This is a genomic window from Kitasatospora sp. NPDC098663 (assembly GCF_044760075.1).
Taxonomy (GTDB): Bacteria; Actinomycetota; Actinomycetes; order Streptomycetales; family Streptomycetaceae; genus Kitasatospora.
The window spans coordinates 65,088-87,229 of the sequence record NZ_JBIWAP010000001.1 but is presented as its reverse complement, the minus strand read 5'-3'; the positions used below and the strand labels follow the sequence as shown (position 1 = coordinate 87,229).

The window sequence follows — 22,142 nt, the reverse complement described above, 5'->3', positions numbered from 1 at the left end:
GGGGCCGGCCAGGGGGTGCGTACCGCCGACGGCCGATGGCGGGGCACGTCCGAACGCCTACCGTCGACGCCATGACCACAACGAGCACCCCGAACTCCCACCGAACCCCTGCCCGGCGCCGTTTCGGGCCCACCGTCCGCCGCCCGGCGCTCCTCGCCGCCGGCGCCGTCCTCACCCTCGGCGCCGGACTGACCGCCTGCGACGGCGGTGCCGCGCTCTGCCTCGACGACGACAGCTGCGACGTCGTCGTGCGCACCGATGACGCCGAGGCCGCCAAGACCCTCCAGATCTTCGGTGGCGACCACACCGTGAAGATGACCGTCGGGCACATCACCGACAGCACGGTCGAAGTGGCGGTCGGGGACGAACGGAAGACCGTCGGCAAGGGCGCCGAGACCGCCGTCGGCACGGCGAAGGTCACCCTGCGCAAGGCGGACAAGGGCGACCGCTACGCCGAACTGCACGTCACCCGCGGCTGACGTTCACCGCCCGCACGCCCGCACGCCCGCACGCTCGCACGCCCACCTGACGCCTCCCCGGTGCCCGCTCAGGTCCGTACCGACCGGCCGGGAGTACGACTCAGTCCGAGGCGAGCCGGAACTCCAGGTTCCCGAACCGGACCTGGTCGCCCGGCCGGACCCGCACCCCGCCCGCGATCCGGCGCCCGTTCACGTGCGTGCCGTTGGTCGAGCCCAGGTCGTACAGCACCCAGCCGCCGCCCTCGCGCCGCAGTTCGGCGTGCCGTCGGGACACCGAGGCGTCGTGCAGCCGCAGCCCCGAACCGGGGAACCGACCGATCGTCAACTGCCCGGCCCCGGTTTCCGGCAGGCTCAGCCCGGGCAGCCGTTCGGTGCGCCAGGCCCGGCGCAGCCGGTCCCCGAACGCGGAGACCCGGCCGACCGTCCGCAGCAGGAAGCGCTCGACCGGGCTCCCGGTCGGCAGCCCGGTCATCGCCTCGTCCAACTCGCCCCGGCTGGTGGCGTGCAGGACGATCTCCATCCGGCCGAGGAAGGTGTCGTGCGACAGCCGCCCGCTGCCCGCTCCGTCCTTGAGCACCCCGAGCGCCTGGTCCCGTTCGGCGTCCGAGGGGCGGACCGCGCCGGAGGGCCGGACGGCGCCGGTGCGGAACTCAGGAGACGTCATGGCCCGATTGTCGGCTCGGCCGGCTCGGACTGTCCAGATCACGCCGGGTGCCGGCGCACGGTGAGTACGTCACTGCACTCCAGACGCCCGGTGCGCCACCGCGGTTCCGGGCGGCCGGGTGGTTGGGCGCCGGTGCCGGGGGGCAGGGGGTCAGCCCTTCCGGGCGGCCGCCAGGATCTTCTCGGTGGTGTGCAGGAACCGGGAGGTGACCGCACCCCGGTAGGCCTTGCCGAACAGTTCCCCGGTGACCCACTTGCCGTCCCGCAGGTGGACCACCACGTACGCGGCGCCCGGGTCGGCGCCGACCACCTCGTGGTCGCCCTTCGGCGAGCGGTGGGGAACGGCGAGGTCGGCGGGCAGCGGCTCGGAGAGGAAGGCCACCACCAGTCGGACGTCGGGCGTCACCTCGACGCCCTTGAACGGCTCGGCGGCCAGCAGCGCGGCCACCTCGTCGACCGTCCGCAGCAGCGTCGGCACCGGGTAGCCGAGGGAGCGTTCCAGGTGCTCCTCGATGCGCCGGGTGAGGGCGGCGCGGTCCGGCTCGTCGGTGGTGAAGAAGACGTTGCCGCTCTGGATGTAGGAGCGCACGCCCCCGAGCCCCAACTCGGCGAAGAGCGCCCGCAGCCGCTCCATCCGCACCGTCCGGCCGCCGACGTTGATCGCCCGCAGGAACGCGATGTATGTGGTCGTAGTGGTCACTGGGCCAGTCTGGCACCGGCCACTGACACCCGGCGGTCGCCCCTGAGGCCCGGCGGTTGTCGGTGCCCGGTGCCAGACTGGCGCCATGGCCACCTGGCAGGATTTCGAGCAGCAGGCACCCGAGCTGGCCCCCCTCGTGCGGGCCCGGTTCGAAGCCGAGAAGCACCACGTCCTGGCGACGCTGCGCAAGGACGGTTCGCCCCGGGTGAGCGGTACGGAGGTCGACTTCGTCGGCGCCGACCTGATGCTCGGGTCGATGTACGGCTCGGCCAAGGCGCGCGACCTCCAGCGGGACGGCCGCTTCGCGCTGCACGCCCACCCGGGGGACGAGACGATGGCGGGCGGGGACTCCAAGGTCTCCGGCCGCGCGGTCGAGATCACCGACGAGGCCGAACTGTCCGCCTACGCGGCCGATCTGCCCGAGCCACCGCCGACCGCCTTCCACGCCTTCCGGCTGGACCTGGAGCAGGTGGTGCACACCGCCGTGGGGGAGGGCCACCTGTGGATCCTCAACTGGCACCCGGGCCGGCCGGTGCAGCGGATCCAGCTGCACTGACCGGCCCCGGACGCCCCGGACACCCCGGACGCCTCTTGGGCTCCGGACGCGGCGCTGCTACGGCAGGACGGACTTGACCGCCTCGGGGGTGCGGGCCACGACGGCGTGGCCGTCGTCCGCGGTGATGATCGGGCGCTGGATCAGGATCGGGTGCTCGGCCATCGCCGCGATCCAGCGGTCCCGGTCCGCCGGCTCCCGGGTCCACTTCCGCATCCCCAGGTCCTTGGAGACCTGCTCGTCGATGCGGGTGATGTCCCACGGCTCCAGGCCCAGCCGCTCCAGCACCTGCTCCAGCTCGGCCGCGGTCGGCGGATCCTCCAGGTAGCGCCGCACGGTGTACTCGGCCCCGACGGCCTCCAGCTCGCCGAGCGCCGACCGACACTTGCCGCAGCGCGGGTTGATCCAGATCTCCATACCGGCAACCCTACCGAGCCGCCCGGGGGGCAGGCGCCAACCCGCCCGGCCCGGTACCCCGCCGCGCGCGCACCCGGGTCGGCACCGGACAAGCCCCCCGCCCGGCCCGATACCCCCGCCGGACGGGAACTCCGCTGCCCCCTCCGGTGGTTCACGCAGCAGGAACGTGGCCACTGGGAGGGGAGCACCGGATGGACGGCGCGGCGATCATCGAGGAACTGCTGACCAGCGAGGGCCGGGCCGATCCGTACCCGCTGTACGCGCGGGCACACGCACTGGGCGCGGCGGCGCCCGCCGGGCCGGACACCTTCCTGGTGGCCGGCCACACCGCGGCCGACAAGGTGCTGCGCACCCCCGCCTTCGCCGTCGCGACCGCCGACATGATCGCGGAGCTGACCCCGGATTTCGCCGAGCACCCGTCGCTGGCGCTGTTCGGCCGCTCGATCCTGCAGCGCAACGCGCCCGACCACCCCCGGGTCCGCTCGCTGATCGCCTCGGTCTTCACCGCCCGCCGGGTGGCCGCGCTGCGCCCGGCGGTGGAGGCGGCGGTCGCCGGGCTGCTGGACGGGATGGCCGAGCAGGGTGCCGACGGCTCGCCGGTGGACTTCATGGACGCCTTCGCCTTCCGGCTGCCGGTCGGGGTGATCTGCGAACTGCTCGGCGTCCCCGAGCAGGACCGCTACCGCTTCCGCGACCTCGCCTCCGACCTCACCGTCGCCCTGGAGTTCATCAAGGACCGCTCCGAGCTCACCCGGGCGGACGAAGCCGCCGAGGAACTGGCCGGCTACTTCACCGAGCTGGCCGCCGAGCGCCTCGCCCGCCCGCAGGACGACCTGGTCACCGACCTGGCCCGGATCGCCGCCGACGACCCTGAGCGGCTGCCCGCCCGGGAGCTGCTGGCCAACCTGGTGCTGCTGCTGGTGGCCGGCTTCGAGACCACCACCAACCTGCTCGGCAACGGCCTGGCCCTGCTGTTCCGCCACCCGGAGGCGGCTGCCGGGCTGCGCAGCGGCGCGATCACCCCGGCGGGCTTCACCGACGAGGTGCTGCGCTTCGACACCCCGGTCCAGCTCACCTCCCGGGTGGCGCTGACCGAGGGGCTGGCCGTCGACGGGCTGCCCGTGCGGGTCGGCACCATGGCGTTCCTGCTGCTCGGCGCGGCCAACCACGACCCGGCCCGGTACGACCGCCCGGAGGTGTTCGACCCGACCCGCCGGGACAGCCAGCCGCTGAGCTTCGGCGGCGGCCCGCACTACTGCCTGGGCGCCCAGCTGGCCCGGCTGGAGGCCGAGGTCGCGGTGCCGGCCCTGCTCGACCGCTTCCCCCGGCTGGCCCCGGGCGGCGTGCCGGCCCGGCGGGACCGCCTGGTCCTGCGCGGCTTCGAGACCCTGCCGGTGATCGTCCGCTGACGACCGTCCCGTCGCTGACCGCCGGCCGGGCCGGCCGTCGGCCCGGTTGTCGCTGACCGCCCGTCGCCCCGGCCGCCGGCCCGTCCGTCGGTCGGGGCGGGATTGGTCACCGTCCGCCGACCGGCCCTGACACCCCGCTTCCGGGCCCGGTCGGCCCTCGGGAACCGGGACGTTCGGCCATTCGTGGCCGGGTGCTCCGTGGGAGAGCATGGAGGGACGAACCGGTCATACCGGACCGGTCGGCCAGGAGGACCCCACCGTGCCCGTAGCGCCCCGCCCGGAGCACCCGGCGGCCGTGGAACCCCGGGCACCGCGCTGGGTGCCCTGGCTGCCGGTGCTCCTGCTGCTGCTCGACCTGGCCGCCGAGGCGGTCGTCCCGGACGCCGTCGCGGCCGGCTTCCTGCTGACCGCGCTGCCCGTGGTGGCGGCGTTCAGCTACGGCCCGGTGCTGACCGCCACCACCACGGTCGGCGCTCTGGCGCTGCAACTGGTACTGGCCGTGCGGGCGGGCCACATCGACGAGCAGCACCACGTCTGGGTCTACATCGCCACGCTGCTCTCCGGGGTGATGGGCACCGCCCTGTCCTGGCAGCGGACCCGGCAGAACCGCACCCTGCTGCACGCCCGGACCGTCGCCGAGACCCTGCAGCGCACCGTGCTGCGCCCGGTGCCCGAGCGGGCGGGCGGACTGCTGGTGGCCGGCCTCTACCGACCGGCCCAGGCCGAGGTCCTGGTCGGCGGCGACCTGTACGAGGTGTGCGACACCCGCTTCGGCGTCCGGGTGTTGCTCGGCGACGTTCGCGGCAAGGGCCTCGGCGCCGTCCGTACGGTGGCCGACGTGCTCGGCGCCTTCCGGGCGACCGCGCACGACACCCCCGACCTGGTCGACCTCGCCGACCAGCTGGACCGTGCCGTCCTGCGCGACGCCGCCGACCGGGGCGACGACGAGCTGTTCGTCACCGCCGTCCTGCTGCAGTACCGGCCGGGCTCCGACTGCGTGGAGATCGTCAACCGGGGCCACACCACCCCGCTGCTGCTCACCGAGCACACCATCACCCCGGTGTCCTGCGCGGACGAGCTCCCGCTCGGCCTGGCCCACCTCGGGCCCCCCGACGAGCGCGGCAAGCCGACCGCCGTCGCGCTGCCCCCGGGCCACACCGTCCTGCTCTACACCGACGGCGTGAGCGAGGCCCGCGACGCCACCGGCGCCTTCTACCCGCTGGCCCCCCGCCTGGCCGCCCTCGGCACCACCTCGCCCGACCGGCTGGTCTCCTTCCTGGCCCAGGACGTCCACGAGTACGCCGGCCTGCTCGCCGACGACCTCGCCGTCCTGGCGCTCACGCCGGAGCGCCCGTAGGCCTCCGACAACGCGGCAGTGGCGCCGCTGGGGGCGGCGCCACTGGTGTCGGTCGGGTGTTCAGTCGTCCGTCGTCGGTGTCAGCTGTGTCGTCCGGGCCGTCGGTAGACCACCGCGCACAGCGCCACACCGCCCAGGACGGCGAGGGCGCCGAGGGCTGCGATCAGCGCGTCGGGCGCCGAGCCGCCGGTGTTGGGCAGCGTCCCGCCGCTCGCCGACGGACTCGGACTGCGGGTCGGGCCGGTGGTCGGGGTCGTGCTGCCGGATTGGGTCGCGGTCGGCGAGGGCGAGGACGTCGGCGACGGGGACGACGCCGGGGACGGCGAGGAGGTCGGCGACGGCGACGGGGAAGGCGACGGGGAAGGCGACGGCGACCCGGTGGGGGTGGTCGGCAGGATCACGCCCATGTCGAGGTCGAGGTCGCGCTGCCCTCCGCTCAGCGTGACGGTCCGGGTGATGCCGGTGGCCGGGTCGGCGTCCGAGTCCTTGGCCGGATCGGTGCCGACGCCCCGCTTGGTGACGACGGCGCCGGCGGGCAGGGTGGACAGGTCGAACTGCACCGCGTAGCTGCCGTCGGGCAGGTGGTCGAAGAGGTAGTGGCCGTTCCGGTCGGTCACGGTGGTGACCGGCTTGCCGTTCTTGTCGCGGACGGGCTGGCCGTTGCCGTCGAGCAGCTTCACCGTGACGCCGGCGATGCCCGGGTCGCCGGGCTTCTGGATGCCGGAGCCGTCCACGTCCTGCCAGACGAAGTCGCCGAGCGCGTTGTCGGAGGGCCTGGTCTGTTTGACGGCGACGCCGACCTTGGCCGGCTCGGCGGGCAGCAGCTGGCGGCCGCTGGCGTCGGTGGCGGTGAAGGCGAAGCTGTTCCAGGCGTACTCCCCGTCGGGGGCGTCCACCGAGGCGACCATGGGCCAGGTCAGGGTGAAGGCCTCGCCGGAGGGCAGGCTGCCGGGGCGGCGGACCCGGAACCAGGTGGCCGTTCCCGGGCCGGGGAAGGTGCTGCTCCAGGTGGCGCTGCTGTTGCAGCCGGTCCGGTTGACCAGGGCGGCGTCGACGCACGGGTTGGGGTCGGTGGTGTACTCGATCCCCACGGTCGGGTCGCTGGTGGTGATCGGCTGGCTCAGCGACGGGGTCCAGGCGCTGCCGCGCGGAGCGTCCTGGGTGAGGACGTAGTTGTCGCCCGGGGTGGGGAGCTGGTCGTAGGCGATGAAGTCGGTGACCGGGTCGGGCGAGTCGTTGCGGACGGTCATCCGGTAGGAGATCCGGCCGCCGGGGGTGGCGCTGCCGATGCTGACGTAGTCGGCGTCCAGGTCGCCCATGACCTCCTTGTAGGAGCGCAGCACGCTCGGCACGTCCACCTGGATCCGGGAGGAGGCGTGGCACATGAGCTCGGAGGTGTCGCCGTTGCCGTTGAGGTCCAGCACGTCCGGCGTGCTGCCGCTGTCGGAGCCGGAGAACATGCAGGAGACCGGCGCGGTCGGCTGGTCGACGGTGACGTAGACGTCGTTGGTCAGCTCGCCGGAACGGATGCTGCTGGCGACCTGGACGTCGAAGAGCATCCGGTAGGCCAGCGCGTCGTGCAGGTACGTCATGTCGGGCGCGCCGGCCGGCCATTCCATCCGGACGATCTGGCGGCCGTCCGGGCCGGGGGTGACGGTGATCGACCGGGGGGCCTTGGCGTCCGGGTAGTTCGGGTCGGGCCGGGCCGAGCCGTCGACGTAGACGACACCGGCCGGGAGCACGTCGTACAGCACGAGCGGGCGGGTCAGGTCGCGACCGCTGCGGTTGTACGGGATCACCTGGAAGGTCGCCATGCCGCCGGGTGCGGACAGCTCGCCGGCGACGGTGGTCTTGGCCGCGCCCAGGTTGGTCGCGGCGGTGACGGTGGTCGAGGCGCAGGCGTTGGCGGCGGAGGTGCTGGTGCCGTCGCCGGCGGTGGTGTCCAGACAGTTGGTCAGCGGGCTGGGGGCCGGTCGCCCGTCGTGGCCGGGGGTGACGACCTGGGCGATCACCTGCACCGAGTTGCCCGGGCTCCAGCCGGTCGGGATGGGGCCGTTCCAGGTGAACCTGAGGCCGTCGAGCCAGCGGCCCGCCGGGATGCCCAACTCGTCGCGGGCCGGGTCGCCGGCGCCCTGGACGAAGGTGATCCGGCGGGCGCTTGACCCGTCCAGCGGGCTGGACGGGCTGAAGGTCTGCCAGGTCGGGTCGCCGTCGAGGCGGTACTGCAGGGTGAGCCCGATGCCGGTCGGGTTCCACGGCTCCAGCTGGAGGGACTGCGGGAAGAGCCAGTTGTACAGGCCGTCGGTGGTGCCGGCGCCGGGGTCGGTCATGGTCAGGCTGGTGGCCGGGCCGGAGGTGTTGGTGGCCGACAGGCCGAAGGAGCTGATGTCGCCGGAGACGACGCTGTCGCGCCACACCTTGCCGGCGGTCACCACCACGCCGGTGGCCGGGGGCCGGAACTGACCGGTGGTGGTGCCGGCGGTGTCGAGCTTGCGCTCGGCGTCCGGGCCGATCGGGTCGCCGTACAGGTCCACGGTGTTGTCGGAGGTCGTCCCGTCCGGGAAGTCGGCCTCCGGGTAGTTGACGACCAGCACGCCCGGCAGCCGGCAGCCGCCGCGGCCGTTGCCGGAGCGGAACTCCCCGATGTCGTAGCCCCAGGTGTCGGGGCCGGGCGCGACCTGGCTCCAGCCGGGCGAGCGGCCGGTGTCCACCACGGCGCCGGGCGGCAGGGTGTCCAGCAGCCGGCTGGTGTCCAGGTCGACGTTGGGCACCAGGTCGGTGGCGCAGGCGCTGAACTGGTAGGTGACGGTGCGTCCGTCGCTGCTGGAGGTCTGGATGCCCTTGGTCACCGTGTACTGCGGCTGCACCTGGGCCTTGGTGCCGGCGGAGGCGGTCTGACTGGGCTCACCGGTGGCCGTCATGGTGGCCGAGTTGGTGGAGACCGTCCCGTCGGGGGTGGTGAAGTTCGGGTACTTCATCGTCACCGTGATGGTGGCGGTGGTACCCGGGCTGAGGTCCTTGAGCCTGATGTCCATGGCGCCGCCCATCGCACCCGCCGCGGGCACCGTGGAAGCGGCCTGGTCCACCGAGGAGGGGTCGGGCGTCCAGCCGAGGAACTGCATGTTCGACGGCAGGGTGTCGGCGATCCGCCCGTTGGTGCACTCGGTGATGGAGCAGGTGTACCGGAGGGTGTAGGTGACGTTCTCCCCCGGGGAGGCGGTCGCCTTGTCGACGGATTTGGTGAAAGAGATCGCGGCCTGGGCCGGCGGCGCCAGCACGCTGCTGCTGAGCAGCGAACCGGCCAGCAGGGCCAGAACCGAGGCGATCCGCCCGGTCCGGAAGTGAATGCGCATCTCGGAAGTTCATCCGACCGCCCGACCGTCCCTCCCCCGACGCAACGCACACCCCCCCCACATCCACCCGATCGGCCCCACCCGCCGAGCGGGCCCCGCCGCGCTCGAGAAGAGCGCGACAGGGCCCTGAACAGGCGTCATACCCGCACCGGCAAGCGCGATTTAGAGGTCGTAGTACAGCTCGAACTCGTGCGGGTGGGGGCGCAGGGCGATGGGGGCGATCTCGTTGGTGCGCTTGAAGTCGATCCAGGTCTCGATCAGGTCCGGGGTGAAGACGTTGCCGGCGAGCAGGTACTCGTGGTCGGCTTCCAGGGCGTCGAGGACGGCCGGGAGGGAGGCGGGTACCTGCGGGACGTTGGCGTGCTCCTCGGGGGCCAGCTCGTAGAGGTCCTTGTCGACGGGCTCCAGCGGCTCGATCTTGTTGCGGATGCCGTCGAGGCCGGCCATCAGCATGGCGGCGAAGGCCAGGTACGGGTTGGAGGAGGGGTCGGGCGCGCGGAATTCGATGCGCTTGGCCTTGGCGTTGGAGCCGGTGATCGGGATGCGGATCGCGGCCGAGCGGTTGCGCTGGGAGTAGACGAGGTTGACCGGCGCCTCGAAGCCCGGGACCAGGCGGTGGTAGGAGTTCACCGACGGGTTGGTGAAGGCCAGCAGCGAGGGGGCGTGCCGGAGCAGGCCGCCGATGTAGTAGCGGGCGGTGTCGGAGAGACCGGCGTAGCCCTGCTCGTCGTAGAAGAGCGGCGAGCCCTCGGTCCACAGCGACTGGTGGACGTGCATGCCCGAGCCGTTGTCGCCGAAGATCGGCTTGGGCATGAAGGTGGCCGTCTTGCCGTTGCGCCAGGCGACGTTCTTGATGATGTACTTGAACAGCATCAGGTCGTCGGCGGCGTGCAGCAGGGTGTTGAACTTGTAGTTGATCTCGGCCTGGCCGGCCGTGCCGACCTCGTGGTGCTGGCGCTCGACCTCGAGGCCGGACTTGGCCAGTTCGAGCGACATCTCGGCCCGCAGGTCGGCGAAGTGGTCCACCGGCGGGGTCGGGAAGTAGCCGCCCTTGTACTTGACCTTGTAGCCGCGGACGTCGCCCTCGGCGGCGCCGGAGTTCCAGGCGCCGGCCTCCGAGTCGATGTGGTAGAAGGACGCGTTGGCGCTGGTCTCGAAGCGGACCGAGTCGAAGACGTAGAACTCGGCCTCGGGCCCGAAGAACGCGGTGTCGGCGATGCCGGAGGAGGCGAGGTAGGCCTCGGCCTTCTTGGCGACGTTGCGCGGGTCGCGGCTGTAGGCCTCGCCGGTGACCGGGTCCTGGATGAAGAAGTTGATGTTGAGGTGCTTCTCGACCCGGAAGGGGTCGAGCCGAGCCGTGGCGAGGTCCGGGACCAGGGCCATGTCGGACTCGTGGATGGCCTGGAAGCCGCGGATCGACGAGCCGTCGAACATCAGGATCTCGGACGGGTCGAAGGTCGCCGCAGGTACGGAGAAGTGCTGCATGACGCCAGGCAGGTCGCAGAAGCGGACATCGACGAACTTCACGTCGTTGTCCTGAATGAACTGCTTCACTTCGGCGGCGTTGTTGAACATCCATCCTCCTCGGCGTGCGAATGGGGCTCACCCTAGGAACGGGCCGTTTCCGGCCGGTGACCCGGTCGTTTCATAAATGTTAACCACGCCCGCCGATCGGGTGGCAAAGCTGTACGGGACGGGGCAAAACGCACCGCCGTCAGGCTCGGCTCTCCATAAGTGGTCTGGACCACTTGGAAAGCTCCGGCGGCGCGATTCACCCGCCCGTGGCGTTCGGGGGAGCCGGTGGCGGTCCGGACGGGCCGCCCGGTTAGTGTGGATTCGTGGACACCAGAGAAGCGTTGGGATCGTGGATCGACGGCCCGAAGGCGGCCGCCGAGAAGATGGGAGCCGACTTCGGCTTCCGCGGCGAGCGCCTCGGCCTGCCCAAGGAGGGCCCCGGCTCGATCGCGGGCCCCGGCCGCCGGATCGGCGCCCTGTTCGTGGACGGCTGGCTGGTCGCCCTGATCGCCTACGGGCTGATCGGCAAGGGCAGCCCGGCCGAGGCGAACCTGTGGACCAGCCCGCTCTACTTCCTGGTCGCGGCGGTGCTGCTCGCCACCACCGGGACGACCGTCGGCAAGCGGCTGTTCGGCCTCCGGGTGATCCGTCTGGACGGCGGCCGCGCGACCATCCCGCAGGTGCTGCTGCGCACCCTGCTGCTCTGCCTGGTGGTGCCGCCGCTGGTCTGGGACCGCGACACCCGCGGTCTGCACGACAAGGCGGTCGGCACCGTCGAGGTCCGGATCTAGTCCGGATCTAGTCGGGATCTGTCGAGGCCCGGACCCAGTCCGGATCCAGGGCCGGACGGTCTTGCCGCACAACACTGAACGGCCCCGCCGCGGGATCTCCGCGGCGGGGCCGTTCAGTGTTGTGGTCGGGGAGCGTCAGCGGGCCTGGCCGCCCTTGGGCATCCGGGCACCCTTGGGCATCGGGCCCTTGGGGATCGGCGCCTTGGAGAGCAGGTCGCCCAGGGCGCGCAGACGGTCGTTGGTCTCGGTGACCTGGGACGCGGTGATGGCGCGGGGCAGTCGCATCAGGTGGATCTGCAGCTTCTTGAGCGGGATCTCGCCCTCGCCGGTACCCACCACGATGTCGTGCACCGGCACGTCGCCGACGACCCGGGCCATCTTCTTCTTCTCGGAGGCCAGCAGCTGGCGCACCCGGTTCGGGTTGCCTTCGCCGATCAGCGCGATTCCGGCCCGGCCCACCGCGCGGTAGACCGCGTCCTGGTTGCGGGTGACCGCGACCGGGGTGGAGTTGGAGCTCCAGCCGCGTCGGATGTTGTTCAGCACCGCCGCAACGGCGCCCGGCTGCCCCTCCATCTGTCCGAACGCCGCGCGTTCGGCCCGGCGCCCGAAGACGATCGCCATGGCCAGGAAGGCCACGATGAAGCCCAGGATGCCCAGGTAGATCGGGTGGTCGATTGCGAAGCCGATGGCGAGGAACACGCCGAAGGTCAGCAGGCCGACGCCGGCGATGATCAGGCCGATCTTGGTGTCGACCTTCTTGGTCATGGTGTACGCCAGGCGGATCTGCTTCAGTCGCCCGGGGTTCTCGGATGTTTCCCTCGCCATAACGCTCATGGTACGTGGCACGGGTACGGGATATCCAAGCCCGGGTACCCGTTCGCCTCGATCCGTGACTCGTGTGCCCTGTGCCGTCGCGCACAGCGACCGTCGGCGACGGTGGACGGCCTCCGGAGCGGTCGCGTCGGGAGCCGGGTCGAGAGCCGATTCGAGAGCCGATTCGAGAACGTCACCGCTGTGGCGGTGACGTCGGCGCCGCCCGCGTGTCGTGCCGGCGGTCCGCCGCGTACTGGCGGTTCTCGCAGACCGCAGCCCAGGCGTTGCGCCGGGCCTGCTGCTGGCCACCGGCCAGCAGGACGCTCTCGGCGAGCCGCAGCGCGACCCCCACCGACCGGATACGCATCCGCATGCCGAACAGCTCCCCTCGTGGCTGAGAAGAATCGAACGATCGCAACGAATCCATCGTCACCATCCCGTGTTACCAGGCGGTGACCAGGCAGTCAAAGTGCGGTGAAACCGAAAGGGCGGAGCCGAGGCTCCGCCCTTTCGCTCGCATACCGGGTGGCTCAAAAGCACCGGATCGGCAGGATCATCGGAATCTGCCGGCTCAATCAGCCCAACCGGCCCAACCGGCCCAACCGGCCCAGCCGACCCGACTGGCCCAGCCGACCCGACCGGATCAGCCGATCCGACTGGGTCAGACCGCGGCCTGCGCGCGCCGCTCCAGCGCCTGCCGGTACAGTCGCCCGGCCCGGTAGGAGGAGCGCACCAGCGGGCCCGACATGACCCCGGCGAAGCCCAGCTCCTCGGCCTCCTGCTGGAGCTCGACGAACTCGTGCGGCTTGACCCAGCGCTCCACCGGGTGGTGGCGCAGCGAGGGGCGCAGGTACTGGGTGATGGTGATCAGCTCGCAGCCGGCGCCGACGAGGTCGGCCAGCGCCTGGCTGACCTCCTCGCGGGTCTCGCCCATGCCGAGGATCAGGTTGGACTTGGTGACCAGCCCGGCCGCGCGGGCCTGGGTGATGACGTCGAGCGAGCGCTCGTAGCGGAAGGCCGGGCGGATCCGCTTGAAGATCCGCGGCACCGTCTCGACGTTGTGCGCGAGCACCTCGGGGCGGGAGGAGAAGACCTCGGCCAGCTGCTCGGGCACCGCGTTGAAGTCGGGGATCAGCAGCTCGACGCCGGTGCGGCCGGTCGCGCGGTCGGCGGTCAGCGCGTGCACCTGGCGCACGGTCTCGGCGTACAGCCAGGCGCCGCCGTCCGGCAGGTCGTCGCGGGCGACACCGGTGATGGTGGCGTAGTTGAGGTCCATCGTGACGATGGACTCGGCGACCCGGCGCGGCTCGTCCCGGTCGAAATCGGCGGGCTTGCCGGTGTCGATCTGGCAGAAGTCGCAGCGGCGGGTGCACTGGTCACCGCCGATGAGGAAGGTCGCCTCGCGGTCCTCCCAGCACTCGAAGATGTTGGGGCAGCCGGCTTCCTGGCAGACGGTGTGCAGCCCCTCCTTCTTCACCAGCGACTGGAGGGCGTTGTACTCCGGCCCCATCTTCGCGCGGGTCTTGATCCACTCGGGCTTCCGCTCGATGGGGGTCTCGCTGTTGCGGACCTCCAGGCGGAGCAGCTTCCTGCCGTCGGGCGCGACAGCGGACACGTGCGACTCCTAGAACTAGACGGGGTACCCCCAGGGTACGCCTGTGGTTGTGAGGCCTTTGCGGGGCCTGTCGCCCCGCAATCGCAGGGCAACAGAGCTACTGGCCGGTAGATTCCCGGGGGCAATCCGGAGTGGGGCCCGGAGTCGGACCCCGGGGAAGAGCCCGGGCGAGGACCCGGGCCCGGGTCAGCGGGTGAGTGCGGGTTCGGGCAGCTCCGCGAACACGTCCGCCAGGTGCCGCTCGACCACCGGCAGCGCCTCGCCGACGGTGAAGTCGCGCCCCAGCTCGCCGGCGAGCGAGGCGACGCCGGCGTCCCGGATGCCGCACGGCACGATCCGGTCGAACCAGGTCATGTCGGGGTCGCAGTTGAGCGCGAAGCCGTGCATGGTGACCCCGCGGGCGACCCGGACGCCGATCGCGGCGAGCTTGCGGTCGTCGCCGCGCTGGCCGGCGTTGGACGGCGCGTACTCGGGGCCGGCCAGCCGCGGGTCGATGCCCAGGGGCAGGCCCATCCGCAGGGTGAGCTTGCCGATGTCCACCACCTGGGCCGGGTCCACCACGGCGTCCGGGATGGAGTCGCCCAGCACCCAGACGCCGCTGCGGCCCTCGACCCGGGTGGTTCCGACGCCGAACCCGGCGCAGGCGCGGATCAGCGCCTCCTCCAGCCGGCGGACGTAGGCGACCACGTCGATCGGGTCGGGCAGCTTGACGATGGGGTAGCCGACCAGCTGGCCGGGGCCGTGCCAGGTGATCTCCCCGCCACGGTTGACCTCGACCACCGGGGTGCCGTCCAGCGGCAGGTCGGCGGGGTTGGTGCGCTTGCCCATCGTGTAGACGGGCTGGTGCTCCAGCAGCAGCACGGTGTCGGGGATCTCATCCGCGACCCGCAGCGCGTGGAGGCGCTGCTGCTCCTCCCAGGCCTCCTGGTAGGCGATGGCGCCCTCGCCTGTCCCCATTCGAACGAAACGCACGTTCTCGCTCACCGCTGCCGCTCCTTGCCAGGCGTTCGAGACCAACCTCGCCACTGTACGCCCACGCCCGTACGGACGGTTCAGCCGCCCGTACGGGCCGTTCAGGAGGCCGAACCGGACCGCTCAGCCCCCCGCGAGCAACTGCAGCCGCAGCGCCAGCTGGAGTTCGAGCGAGCGTTCGGGGTGGTTCCAGTCCGGGCCGAGCAGCGCCTCGACCCGGTCCAGCCGCTGGACGACGGTGTTCACGTGGACGTGCAGCTCGTCCTTGGCGCGGGTGAGGCTGCCGCCACAGTCGAAGTAGGCGCGCAGGGTGCGGACCAGTTCGGTGCCGCGCCGGGCGTCGTAGGCGAGCAGCGGGCCGAGCGCCGAGCCGACGAAGCCGTCCACGTCGTGCCCGTCGCCGAGCAGCACCCCGAGGAAGCCCAGCGCGCGGGCCGAGGCGCCCTCCCCGGCACGGCCGAGCACCCGCAGCGCCCGGACGCAGCGCAGGCCCTCGGCGTACGAGGCGGCCAGCGCGGGCGGGCCGGCGGCCGGGCGGCCGGCGCCCACGGTGACCGGGAACCCGGCCAGCCGGGTCAGCCGCTCGGCGGCCTGCCGCGCGGCCTCCTCCGGGTCGCAGGCCTCCGGGACCAGCAGCACCACCGCCTCGCCGTGTTCGGCGCTGACGCCCCGGGAGCCGAACAGGTACCGCCGAGCGGCGCCGGCCAGCCGGCCGCGGTCGGGGACGGGGGGCCCGGCGGGTTCGGCCGGTTCGGCGACCAGGACCAGGTGCGGGCGGGCGAGGTCGACGCCGAGCCGGCGGCCGCGCGCGGTGAGCCCGGCCGGATCGCGGTCGGGGGCGGTCAGCAGGTCGGTGAGCAGTTCGCCGCGGACCCTGTTCTCGGTCTCGGCCACCGAGCGGCGCAGCAGCAGGAGCAGCGCGGTCACCACGCCGGCCCGCTCGAACAGCCGCCGGTCCGCGTCGTCGAGGCCGGGGCGTCCGCGCAGCACCAGGGTGCCGAGGGTGTCGTGCCCGGCGAGCACCGCGCACACCCACAGCTCGCCGTGCCGGACGGACCGTCCCTCGGCCCGGGACGAGGCGACCGCCTCCGCCAGTTCGCCGGCGGGTGCGGACCGCCCGGCCAGCGGCTCGCCCTCGGCGTCGAGGACCGCTATCTCGCCGCCCAGCAGGGCCGCGACGGCGGCGGCGACGTCCGGGACCTCGGCGCCGCGCAGCACCAGGTCGGTGAGCCGGTCGTGGGCCTGCTCGGCGCGCTGGACGGCGGCCGAGTGGGCGCGGACCAGTTCGTTGGCGCTGTTCAGTTCGGCGAGCGCGGCCCGGGTGTCGGCCAGCGACTTGGCGGTGTCCAGGGCGATCGCGGCGTGCGCGGCCAGCGTGCACAGCAGCGCCACCTCGTCGGGGGAGAAGGCGCGGGGCGAGCGGTCGGCGGCGAACAGCACCCCGATGACCTCGCCGCCGAGCAGCAGCGGCACCCCGATGATCGCCACCAGGCCCTCGTCGAGCACGCCCGCGTCGATCGTGCCGGTGTGGTGGAACCGTTCGTCGGTGCGGTAGTCGGGGGTGGCGTACGGGCGGGCGGTCTGCGCGACCAGGCCGCCCAGGCCGTGGCCGAGGCTGAGCCGCAGGGTCTGGAACAGGACGGAGACCGAACCGTCGGTGACCCGCATGTAGGTGTCGCCCGCGGCCTCGTCCGGCAGGGTCAGGTACGCGGTGTCGGTGCCGAGCAGCATTCGGGCGCGGCGGACGATCGCCTGGAGCACGGTGTCCAGCTCCCGGGAGGCGGCGAGGTCCCCGGCGGTGTCGAACAGGGCGGTCAACTCCGCCTCCCGGCGCCGGTGTTGACGCAGTGTGCGGTGCACCCGCAGGGCCTGCCAGGTGGCGTCGTCGATCTCGGCGAGGACGGCGGCCGGCGCCCCGCGGCGGCGGGCGTCGGCCAGCACGTCGGCGAAGTCCTCGGTGGCGGCGCCGGAGGCGAGCAGGTCGAGCAGCCGCCGCAGCGCGGGCGCGGCGCTTTCGTGAGGGTGGTTCATGGTGCGTGCCGCCAATCGGCGTCGGGTCCGGCGGAAGCGCGATCGTAGCGGCTCCGCCGTCAGGCGGTGGCGGGCTTGGCCGCCACGGCGGCGGCCTCCGCCTCCACCGCCGCCTCGACGTCCGCCAGGTCGCTGCCCCTGGTCTCCCGCCCGCACAGCACCGCCAGCACGGTGATCGCCGCCGCGATCGCCACGTACACCGAGATCGGGGTGGCGTTGCCGTAGTCCTTGAGCAGCGCGGTCGCGATCAGCGGTGCGGGTGCGCCGGCGGCCACCGAGGCGAACTGGGCCCCGATCGAGGCGCCCGAGTAGCGCATCCGGGTGGCGAACAGCTCGGAGAAGAACGCCGCCTGCGGGGCGTACATCGCGCTGTGGAAGACCAGCCCGACCGTCACCGCGACCACCAGCTGTCCGAACGACCTGGTGTCCACCAGCCCGAAGAAGACGAACGCCCAGACGCCCACCCCGACGGCGCCCACCAGGTACACCGGCTTGCGTCCGACCCGGTCGGACAGCGCTCCGAACAGCGGGATCAGCCCGAACTGGATCGCCGAGCCGATCAGTACGGCGTTCAGCGCGGTCTGCTTGGAGAAGTGCGCGTGGGTGACGGCGTACGTCAGCACGAACGTGGTCATCACGTAGTACGAGATGTTCTCCGCCATCCGGGCGCCCATCGCCACCAGCACCTCCCGCCAGTGGTTGCGCAACACCGCCACCAGTGGCGGCTGTTCGGCGGTCCTCCGCTGCTGCTGGGCCGCCAGCGCCTGCTTGAACAGCGGCGACTCGTCCACCGCCAGCCGGATCCACAGCCCGACCCCGACCAGCACCGCCGACAGCAGGAACGGCACCCGCCACCCCCACGACAGGAACGCGTCCTCCGACAGCACCGCCGTCAGCAGCGACAGCACCCCCGCCGCCAGCAGGTTCCCGGCCGGTGCCCCACCCTGCGGCCACGACGCCCAGAACCCGCGCCGCCGCTGGTCCCCGTGCTCGGACACCAGCAGCACCGCCCCGCCCCACTCCCCGCCGAGCGCGAAGCCCTGCACCAGGCGCAGCACCGTCAACAGCACCGGCGCCGCCGCCCCGATGGAGCTGTAGGTGGGCAGCACCCCGATCAGCGTGGTCGACCCGCCCATCAGCAGCAGGCTGACGACGAGCAGCTTCTTCCGCCCGACCCGGTCCCCGAAGTGCCCGAACACCAGCGCCCCGATCGGTCGCGCGGCGAACCCGATCGCGTAGGTGAGGAAGGACAGCAGCGTCCCCGTCAGCGGGTCGGTGTTCGGGAAGAACAGCTTGTTGAACACCAGCGCGGCCGCTGTTCCGTACAAGAAGTAGTCGTACCACTCGATGGTGGTCCCGATGAGACTGGCGGCCACGACCCGTGGCAGCGAGCCCTTCGTGCTTTCGGACGGAGGAGAGCTGCCCATGGTCACCACTTCCGGATGGGGGACGGCGTCGCCACAAGGTAAGAACTCCCAGACTGTGAGCATATGTTGGTGAACCACATACTCGGAGGAGTCGGTGTGGATGCGAAGACCATGAACCCTGCGGGGCGATTCATCGAGCCGGTTGGTTGACCTGGAGGGATGAGGGCCTTCACGGAACCCGTGCTGACTTGGTGCTGACCCGGACGCACCTCTGCTCGCCCCTCACCACCCCTCCTGCGCTGAATCGGTGCTGGCTCGGGAGGCGTAGGCAATCACGGCGGGTGCCGGGGGAGCCGTACTCGGAAGGAGCGGGCGAATCGGAGGCCGGAACCTCTTCCGAGTGGCCTGCCCTGGATCCGAGGTCCTGCTGCCGGTGGTCGACGACCACGCCGAGCAGTCCGATGGTGACGATCTGGAGACTGACCCGGCTGGAAGTCGGGAAGGTGCCGAAACCATCGCGGTCTGATGCGGAATTCCGGCCGGGCATCAGGCGGCCCTTGCTGTTGGAGTGAGATTGGAGGCCCATTCCAGGGCGTCCGTGATGTGTTCGGGTTGAATTCCGGCGTGCGGGTCGGGCTCGATCAACAGGGTGGGGTTGCCGAACGTGGTTCGGTCGATGGCCCACTGGTGATCGAGGGGTGTGAAGTCGTCGTCGATCCAGACAACCGGGGCGCCGGAGAGCCAGTCCGCGACGTGGTTGCGCTTCCACAGGTAGCCGTCGGGGTGGCTGGTGGTGATCGGCAGATCGGGCAGCTCGATGTGGTCGAAGTCGGGAAGGCCGAGCAGCGGGGCGATGATGCGGCGAGCGTCGAAGCGCCAACTCGTGCACCACACGGGCCGCACGAGGTCGGTGTGGATGGCGTCGGTGATCAGTTTGCCGTGGGCCGGGTTGAGCCAGACCCAGAACGGTTCGACGGCGGCCTCCGTGTGGACCTGGTGGCCGACGTGGCTGGCGGGTGTGCTTCCGTCGACGGCCGGAAAAGGGATCAGGACGCCGTCTATGTCGAGGAGTAGAAACGGGGCGTCGTGCATCGGGTGCCTCCCGGGCGGTGGTCGGGTGTCAGGGCTTCCGTGCGGTGATCAGGAGGGTGGTCGGCCAGCGTGCGTCGGCCGGCGCGAAGAGGTTGTGGACGCCGGCGACAAGCAGGCCGGCCCGGTTGAGGGCCCGTACCCATGAGGCCGGGTCGATGTCCCAGCGCACCACCATGGCCAAGGTGCCGTCTGGCAGGGCGACTTGGCCGGTGGTGCGGGGGTTGGTCGGGATGGTGCCGGTCCGCTGGGGGTGGGGAACGGAGAAAGCGAGGATGCCTCTGCGGTCCAGGCGCCGTGAGCAGGAGTACAGCAGTCGGAACGGTTCGGTCAGGCCGATCGCCCCGAAGACGGAGACGATGGCGTCCAGCTTGTCGCGTTCACGGTTCAGGTAGGTGCTCGCGGTGGACCGGATGAACGAGGCTTCGGTATGTCCGTAGTGGGCCGTCGCGCGGCGGATCTGGCTACGGGAGCTGTCGATCCCCGTGACGTGGGCGCCGAGGCCGGCCAGGTGGGCGGTGTTGTGGCCGGGGCCGCATCCCAGTTCCACGATCCGACGCCCGGCCAGGTCGTTGCCCAGGAGTTCGGCGCCGGGACCGGTGCCAGACCGCTGTGTCCATTCCATCCGCAGGGGTGGGGGAAGTTGTTCGGGCGGGTCCTGGGCGAGGCGTTGGGCGGCGTGGACGTCCCAGACGTCCACGCCTACACGTCCAGCAGTTGGACGGCGGAGGCCAGGTGTCGGCGTACGACCTTGATGTAGCCCGGGTCGGTCGACGGGTCGTTGATCCACTTGACGGCCTGCTCCATGAACCACTCCACGGCCCAGACCCGCTGCCAGCCGAGCGCCCACAGTCCGGCAGGCAGCCCGCCGCGTTCGGTGAGCGCGTCCTTCGCGCCGCCGGCAGCGACGTACGCCTCGATGAAGGCCTGGAGGCGGGCCGGGTCGGGGGCATCGACGGTGCCGTGCCAGGAGGCGAGGTCGAGCAGGCCGGGGCCGGTGAAGGCGCGGGCGAAGTCGAGCAGGCACCAGCCGTCTTCGCCGAGGTGGAGGCTGGTGGGGTGGAATTCGGAGTGCACCCAGCCGAACGGCGGGAGGTCGGCGCTGGTCGCGCGCTTGGAGGATGCGGTGGCGAGGGCTTCCAACATCGCGGTGATGTCCGCGGTGTCGTCGTTCCAGCGGCCGGCGTCGCGCAGGCGCCGGAGGTGGCCGAGCGCGAGTTCGGGGAGGGCGGTGAGGGCGTCTTCGTCCATTGCCGGCAGTGAGGACGCGACGGGGGCATCGTGGAGGGCGACGGCGGCTACCACACCGTCGGTTGCCGTCGCTTCGCGGACGGGCTCTCCCCGGTCTTCGACCACCATGCCGAGGACGCCTTCGCGGGCGATGGAGCCGATCACCTGAGGTACCGGGATCCCGGCTCGGCTGGCCGCACGGAGGATCTGGTCCTCGCCGTCGAACGGTTCGACGGCGTACTTGTAGATGGCGGTGCGGCCGCCCGCGAAGCGCAGCCGTTCGACGCCGGACATTCTCCACACCCTCACCTTTTCGCGGGCGGGCCGGGAGTAGCCGGTGCTGGAGCAGATGTCGGCGAGGATCGCGGCGACGAGCTTGGTGTCCAAGAGAGTTGTTTCCGTTCGGTCGTGCGGGTTGGGGGCGGTGGGGCCGGGGCGGCAGCGCGCCTGCCGCCCCGGCCCGGTGTCAATGCGAGGATCAGGCCGTGGTCACCCGGTAGGAGTTGACCTGGTCGATCCACTCCTTCTTGAAGGCGGCCAGCTCGGTGCCGAACGTGGCCATGGAGGTGCCGTAGGAGGCGACTACGCCGCCGGACTGGTCGGGCACGGACTGGCAGCCGTGGACCAGCCGGCCACCGAGTGCGGTGTGGGCCTTGATGCCCTCGATCCGACGGTGCTCGTTGAACCAGCCGCCGTGGTAGACCTCGTCCAGCATCTGGCCGTCCTCCTCGGAGAGGTCGAAGACCACGCTGGTGGCGGAGGGGAAGAACCAGCACGGGCCGACGTTGCTGATGTGGCCGTCGAGCTCGACCTTGTTGAGGGCCATGAAGGTGGCGGCCTCGCGAAGCATCTTGAGGTGCTCGGCGGTGACCCGCGGCAGCCCGAGGGTGGCCAGGTGCTCGCCCCGGAACAGGTACGCGTACACCTGGTGGGCGATGGCCAGCACCTGGCCGGCATCGCTGGTGGAACGGGCGTGGGTCTTGATGAACTCCAGCGCCATCTGCTCGACGGCGGCCTCTTCGGTCTCGTCCACGTTCAGCAGGCCGTCCTTCACGGTCTGCCAGTCGATGACGAGCCAGGAGCTGGTTTCGAACCGGAAGAAGTACTTCTCCGGGTCGACGGTGATCGTCTTGCCGTCCACGGTGATGCCGGGCAGGCGGTTCCAGCGCGGGTCGAACGCCTCGGGCAGCTCGACCGTGATCGTCGCGATGTCGACGGTGGTCACCTGTGTCTCCGTTCCGGGTCGCGGCACCCTGACGGGTGCCAATCGGCTTGGCCAGCCGCCTGGAGCGCGAAGGAAACCGGTTGCCCAGGCGGCCAGTACTTACGGTGGCCGCCCGGCCCCGTTGCTTCCATGCCGGACTGGGGTTCCCCGTATACGTGTGATACATAGATCGCCGGACACCGATCGTGGCGGTTCATATACTGCTCGTCACATTGAGGGTCTCGGTCGAGCGGATCAGGGGCGACGGTGTCGGTTGGGCAAGGGGCAACGTTCACGTGTCGCCGGTGTGGCGCACGGCTGGCCGCGGACCAGCGAGGTGCCCTGTGCTCGCCGTGTCGATCGGCAGGTCGATCGCAGGCGGTTGACCAGCCCCCGCGCGTCCCAGCAGAGTTCTGGAGTTCGCGGGAGTTTGTTTCAGCCTTTGGAGATCGCCACATCGGTCGGATCGTGCGGGCCTACCGACTTCACCCCTATCACCGAGTTGAGTACGGGCCGCGAGGAATCCCGCAGAGCACCTTTGGCCGGTGGCTGGGATTAACTCAGGCTCAGATCAGCAGAATTGA

General features: G+C 71.7%; 20 protein-coding genes. 5 read left to right on the top strand and 15 right to left on the bottom strand.

The window, feature by feature from the left end:
* Nucleotides 1-71 precede the first annotated feature (71 nt).
* On the top strand, nt 72-479 hold the full coding sequence (locus ACIQVZ_RS00395) for a hypothetical protein (RefSeq protein WP_350885298.1): 408 nt from the start codon (nt 72-74) through the stop codon (nt 477-479).
* Between the two features lie 100 nt (nt 480-579).
* On the opposite strand, the gene ACIQVZ_RS00390 is transcribed toward ACIQVZ_RS00395, so the two are convergent.
* On the bottom strand, nt 580-1,143 hold the full coding sequence (locus ACIQVZ_RS00390; protein WP_063347333.1) for a DUF1707 and FHA domain-containing protein: 564 nt from the start codon (nt 1,141-1,143) through the stop codon (nt 580-582).
* A 150-nt stretch (nt 1,144-1,293) separates the two neighbouring features.
* Nucleotides 1,294-1,842, bottom strand: coding sequence for a DUF1697 domain-containing protein (locus ACIQVZ_RS00385; RefSeq protein ID WP_402445859.1), 549 nt, complete (start codon nt 1,840-1,842; stop codon nt 1,294-1,296).
* 85 nt (nt 1,843-1,927) lie between these two features.
* Here ACIQVZ_RS00385 and ACIQVZ_RS00380 point away from each other — a divergent pair, with 85 nt between their 5' ends.
* A complete protein-coding gene (locus ACIQVZ_RS00380) occupies nt 1,928-2,398 on the top strand; it encodes a pyridoxamine 5'-phosphate oxidase family protein (RefSeq protein ID WP_363622285.1) in 471 nt (156 codons plus the stop codon).
* 57 nt (nt 2,399-2,455) lie between these two features.
* Here the strand turns inward: ACIQVZ_RS00380 and ACIQVZ_RS00375 are convergent, their stop codons facing one another.
* A complete protein-coding gene (locus tag ACIQVZ_RS00375; RefSeq protein WP_350885290.1) occupies nt 2,456-2,812 on the bottom strand; it encodes an arsenate reductase family protein in 357 nt (118 codons plus the stop codon).
* Between the two features lie 191 nt (nt 2,813-3,003).
* Between ACIQVZ_RS00375 and ACIQVZ_RS00370 the strand changes: the two genes are divergently transcribed.
* The gene (locus ACIQVZ_RS00370) at nt 3,004-4,221 is read left to right on the top strand and encodes a cytochrome P450 (protein ID WP_402445856.1); all 1,218 of its coding nucleotides are present in this window, start codon (nt 3,004-3,006) and stop codon (nt 4,219-4,221) included.
* Between the two features lie 259 nt (nt 4,222-4,480).
* On the top strand, nt 4,481-5,578 hold the full coding sequence (locus tag ACIQVZ_RS00365) for a PP2C family protein-serine/threonine phosphatase (RefSeq protein ID WP_402445853.1): 1,098 nt from the start codon (nt 4,481-4,483) through the stop codon (nt 5,576-5,578).
* Between the two features lie 80 nt (nt 5,579-5,658).
* Here the strand turns inward: ACIQVZ_RS00365 and ACIQVZ_RS00360 are convergent, their stop codons facing one another.
* Together ACIQVZ_RS00360 and glnA are read right to left on the bottom strand one after the other, a co-directional pair.
* The gene (locus tag ACIQVZ_RS00360; RefSeq protein ID WP_402445851.1) at nt 5,659-8,931 is read right to left on the bottom strand and encodes an SdrD B-like domain-containing protein; all 3,273 of its coding nucleotides are present in this window, start codon (nt 8,929-8,931) and stop codon (nt 5,659-5,661) included.
* A 162-nt stretch (nt 8,932-9,093) separates the two neighbouring features.
* Nucleotides 9,094-10,506 (bottom strand): type I glutamate--ammonia ligase, encoded by a 1,413-nt coding sequence (glnA, locus tag ACIQVZ_RS00355; RefSeq protein ID WP_063347323.1) that lies wholly within the window; start codon nt 10,504-10,506, stop codon nt 9,094-9,096.
* A gap of 263 nt (nt 10,507-10,769) precedes the next feature.
* Here glnA and ACIQVZ_RS00350 point away from each other — a divergent pair, with 263 nt between their 5' ends.
* Nucleotides 10,770-11,237 carry an RDD family protein gene (locus ACIQVZ_RS00350; protein ID WP_350885262.1) on the top strand — a complete coding sequence of 156 codons (468 nt, stop codon included), beginning with the start codon at nt 10,770-10,772 and terminating at the stop codon, nt 11,235-11,237.
* A 135-nt stretch (nt 11,238-11,372) separates the two neighbouring features.
* On the opposite strand, the gene ACIQVZ_RS00345 is transcribed toward ACIQVZ_RS00350, so the two are convergent.
* The 10 genes from ACIQVZ_RS00345 to ACIQVZ_RS00300 all read right to left on the bottom strand — a co-directional run bounded on the left by ACIQVZ_RS00345 (nt 11,373) and on the right by ACIQVZ_RS00300 (nt 21,579).
* On the bottom strand, nt 11,373-12,062 hold the full coding sequence (locus ACIQVZ_RS00345) for a DUF4191 domain-containing protein (protein ID WP_063347321.1): 690 nt from the start codon (nt 12,060-12,062) through the stop codon (nt 11,373-11,375).
* A 181-nt stretch (nt 12,063-12,243) separates the two neighbouring features.
* Nucleotides 12,244-12,423, bottom strand: coding sequence for a hypothetical protein (locus ACIQVZ_RS00340; RefSeq protein WP_402445848.1), 180 nt, complete (start codon nt 12,421-12,423; stop codon nt 12,244-12,246).
* A gap of 288 nt (nt 12,424-12,711) precedes the next feature.
* Complete coding sequence (locus ACIQVZ_RS00335; protein ID WP_350885258.1) at nt 12,712-13,665, bottom strand: lipoyl synthase; 954 nt, start codon at nt 13,663-13,665, stop codon at nt 12,712-12,714.
* A gap of 186 nt (nt 13,666-13,851) precedes the next feature.
* Nucleotides 13,852-14,622: a lipoyl(octanoyl) transferase LipB gene (gene lipB, locus ACIQVZ_RS00330; protein ID WP_063347319.1), complete on the bottom strand. Its 771-nt coding sequence runs from the start codon at nt 14,620-14,622 to the stop codon at nt 13,852-13,854.
* A gap of 138 nt (nt 14,623-14,760) precedes the next feature.
* Entirely contained in the window at nt 14,761-16,668 is a 1,908-nt protein-coding gene (locus ACIQVZ_RS00325) for a helix-turn-helix domain-containing protein (RefSeq protein WP_402445844.1), read from the bottom strand.
* A 59-nt stretch (nt 16,669-16,727) separates the two neighbouring features.
* A complete protein-coding gene (locus ACIQVZ_RS00320) occupies nt 16,728-18,095 on the bottom strand; it encodes an MFS transporter (protein WP_402445841.1) in 1,368 nt (455 codons plus the stop codon).
* Nucleotides 18,096-18,581: 486 nt separating this feature from the next.
* The gene (locus tag ACIQVZ_RS00315) at nt 18,582-19,127 is read right to left on the bottom strand and encodes an HAD domain-containing protein (protein ID WP_402445839.1); all 546 of its coding nucleotides are present in this window, start codon (nt 19,125-19,127) and stop codon (nt 18,582-18,584) included.
* A 28-nt stretch (nt 19,128-19,155) separates the two neighbouring features.
* Complete coding sequence (locus ACIQVZ_RS00310; protein WP_402445837.1) at nt 19,156-19,824, bottom strand: class I SAM-dependent methyltransferase; 669 nt, start codon at nt 19,822-19,824, stop codon at nt 19,156-19,158.
* Nucleotides 19,825-19,826: 2 nt separating this feature from the next.
* Nucleotides 19,827-20,741, bottom strand: coding sequence for a phosphotransferase family protein (locus ACIQVZ_RS00305; RefSeq protein ID WP_402445834.1), 915 nt, complete (start codon nt 20,739-20,741; stop codon nt 19,827-19,829).
* A gap of 91 nt (nt 20,742-20,832) precedes the next feature.
* Nucleotides 20,833-21,579 carry a hypothetical protein gene (locus ACIQVZ_RS00300; protein ID WP_402445831.1) on the bottom strand — a complete coding sequence of 249 codons (747 nt, stop codon included), beginning with the start codon at nt 21,577-21,579 and terminating at the stop codon, nt 20,833-20,835.
* Nucleotides 21,580-22,142 lie beyond the last annotated feature (563 nt).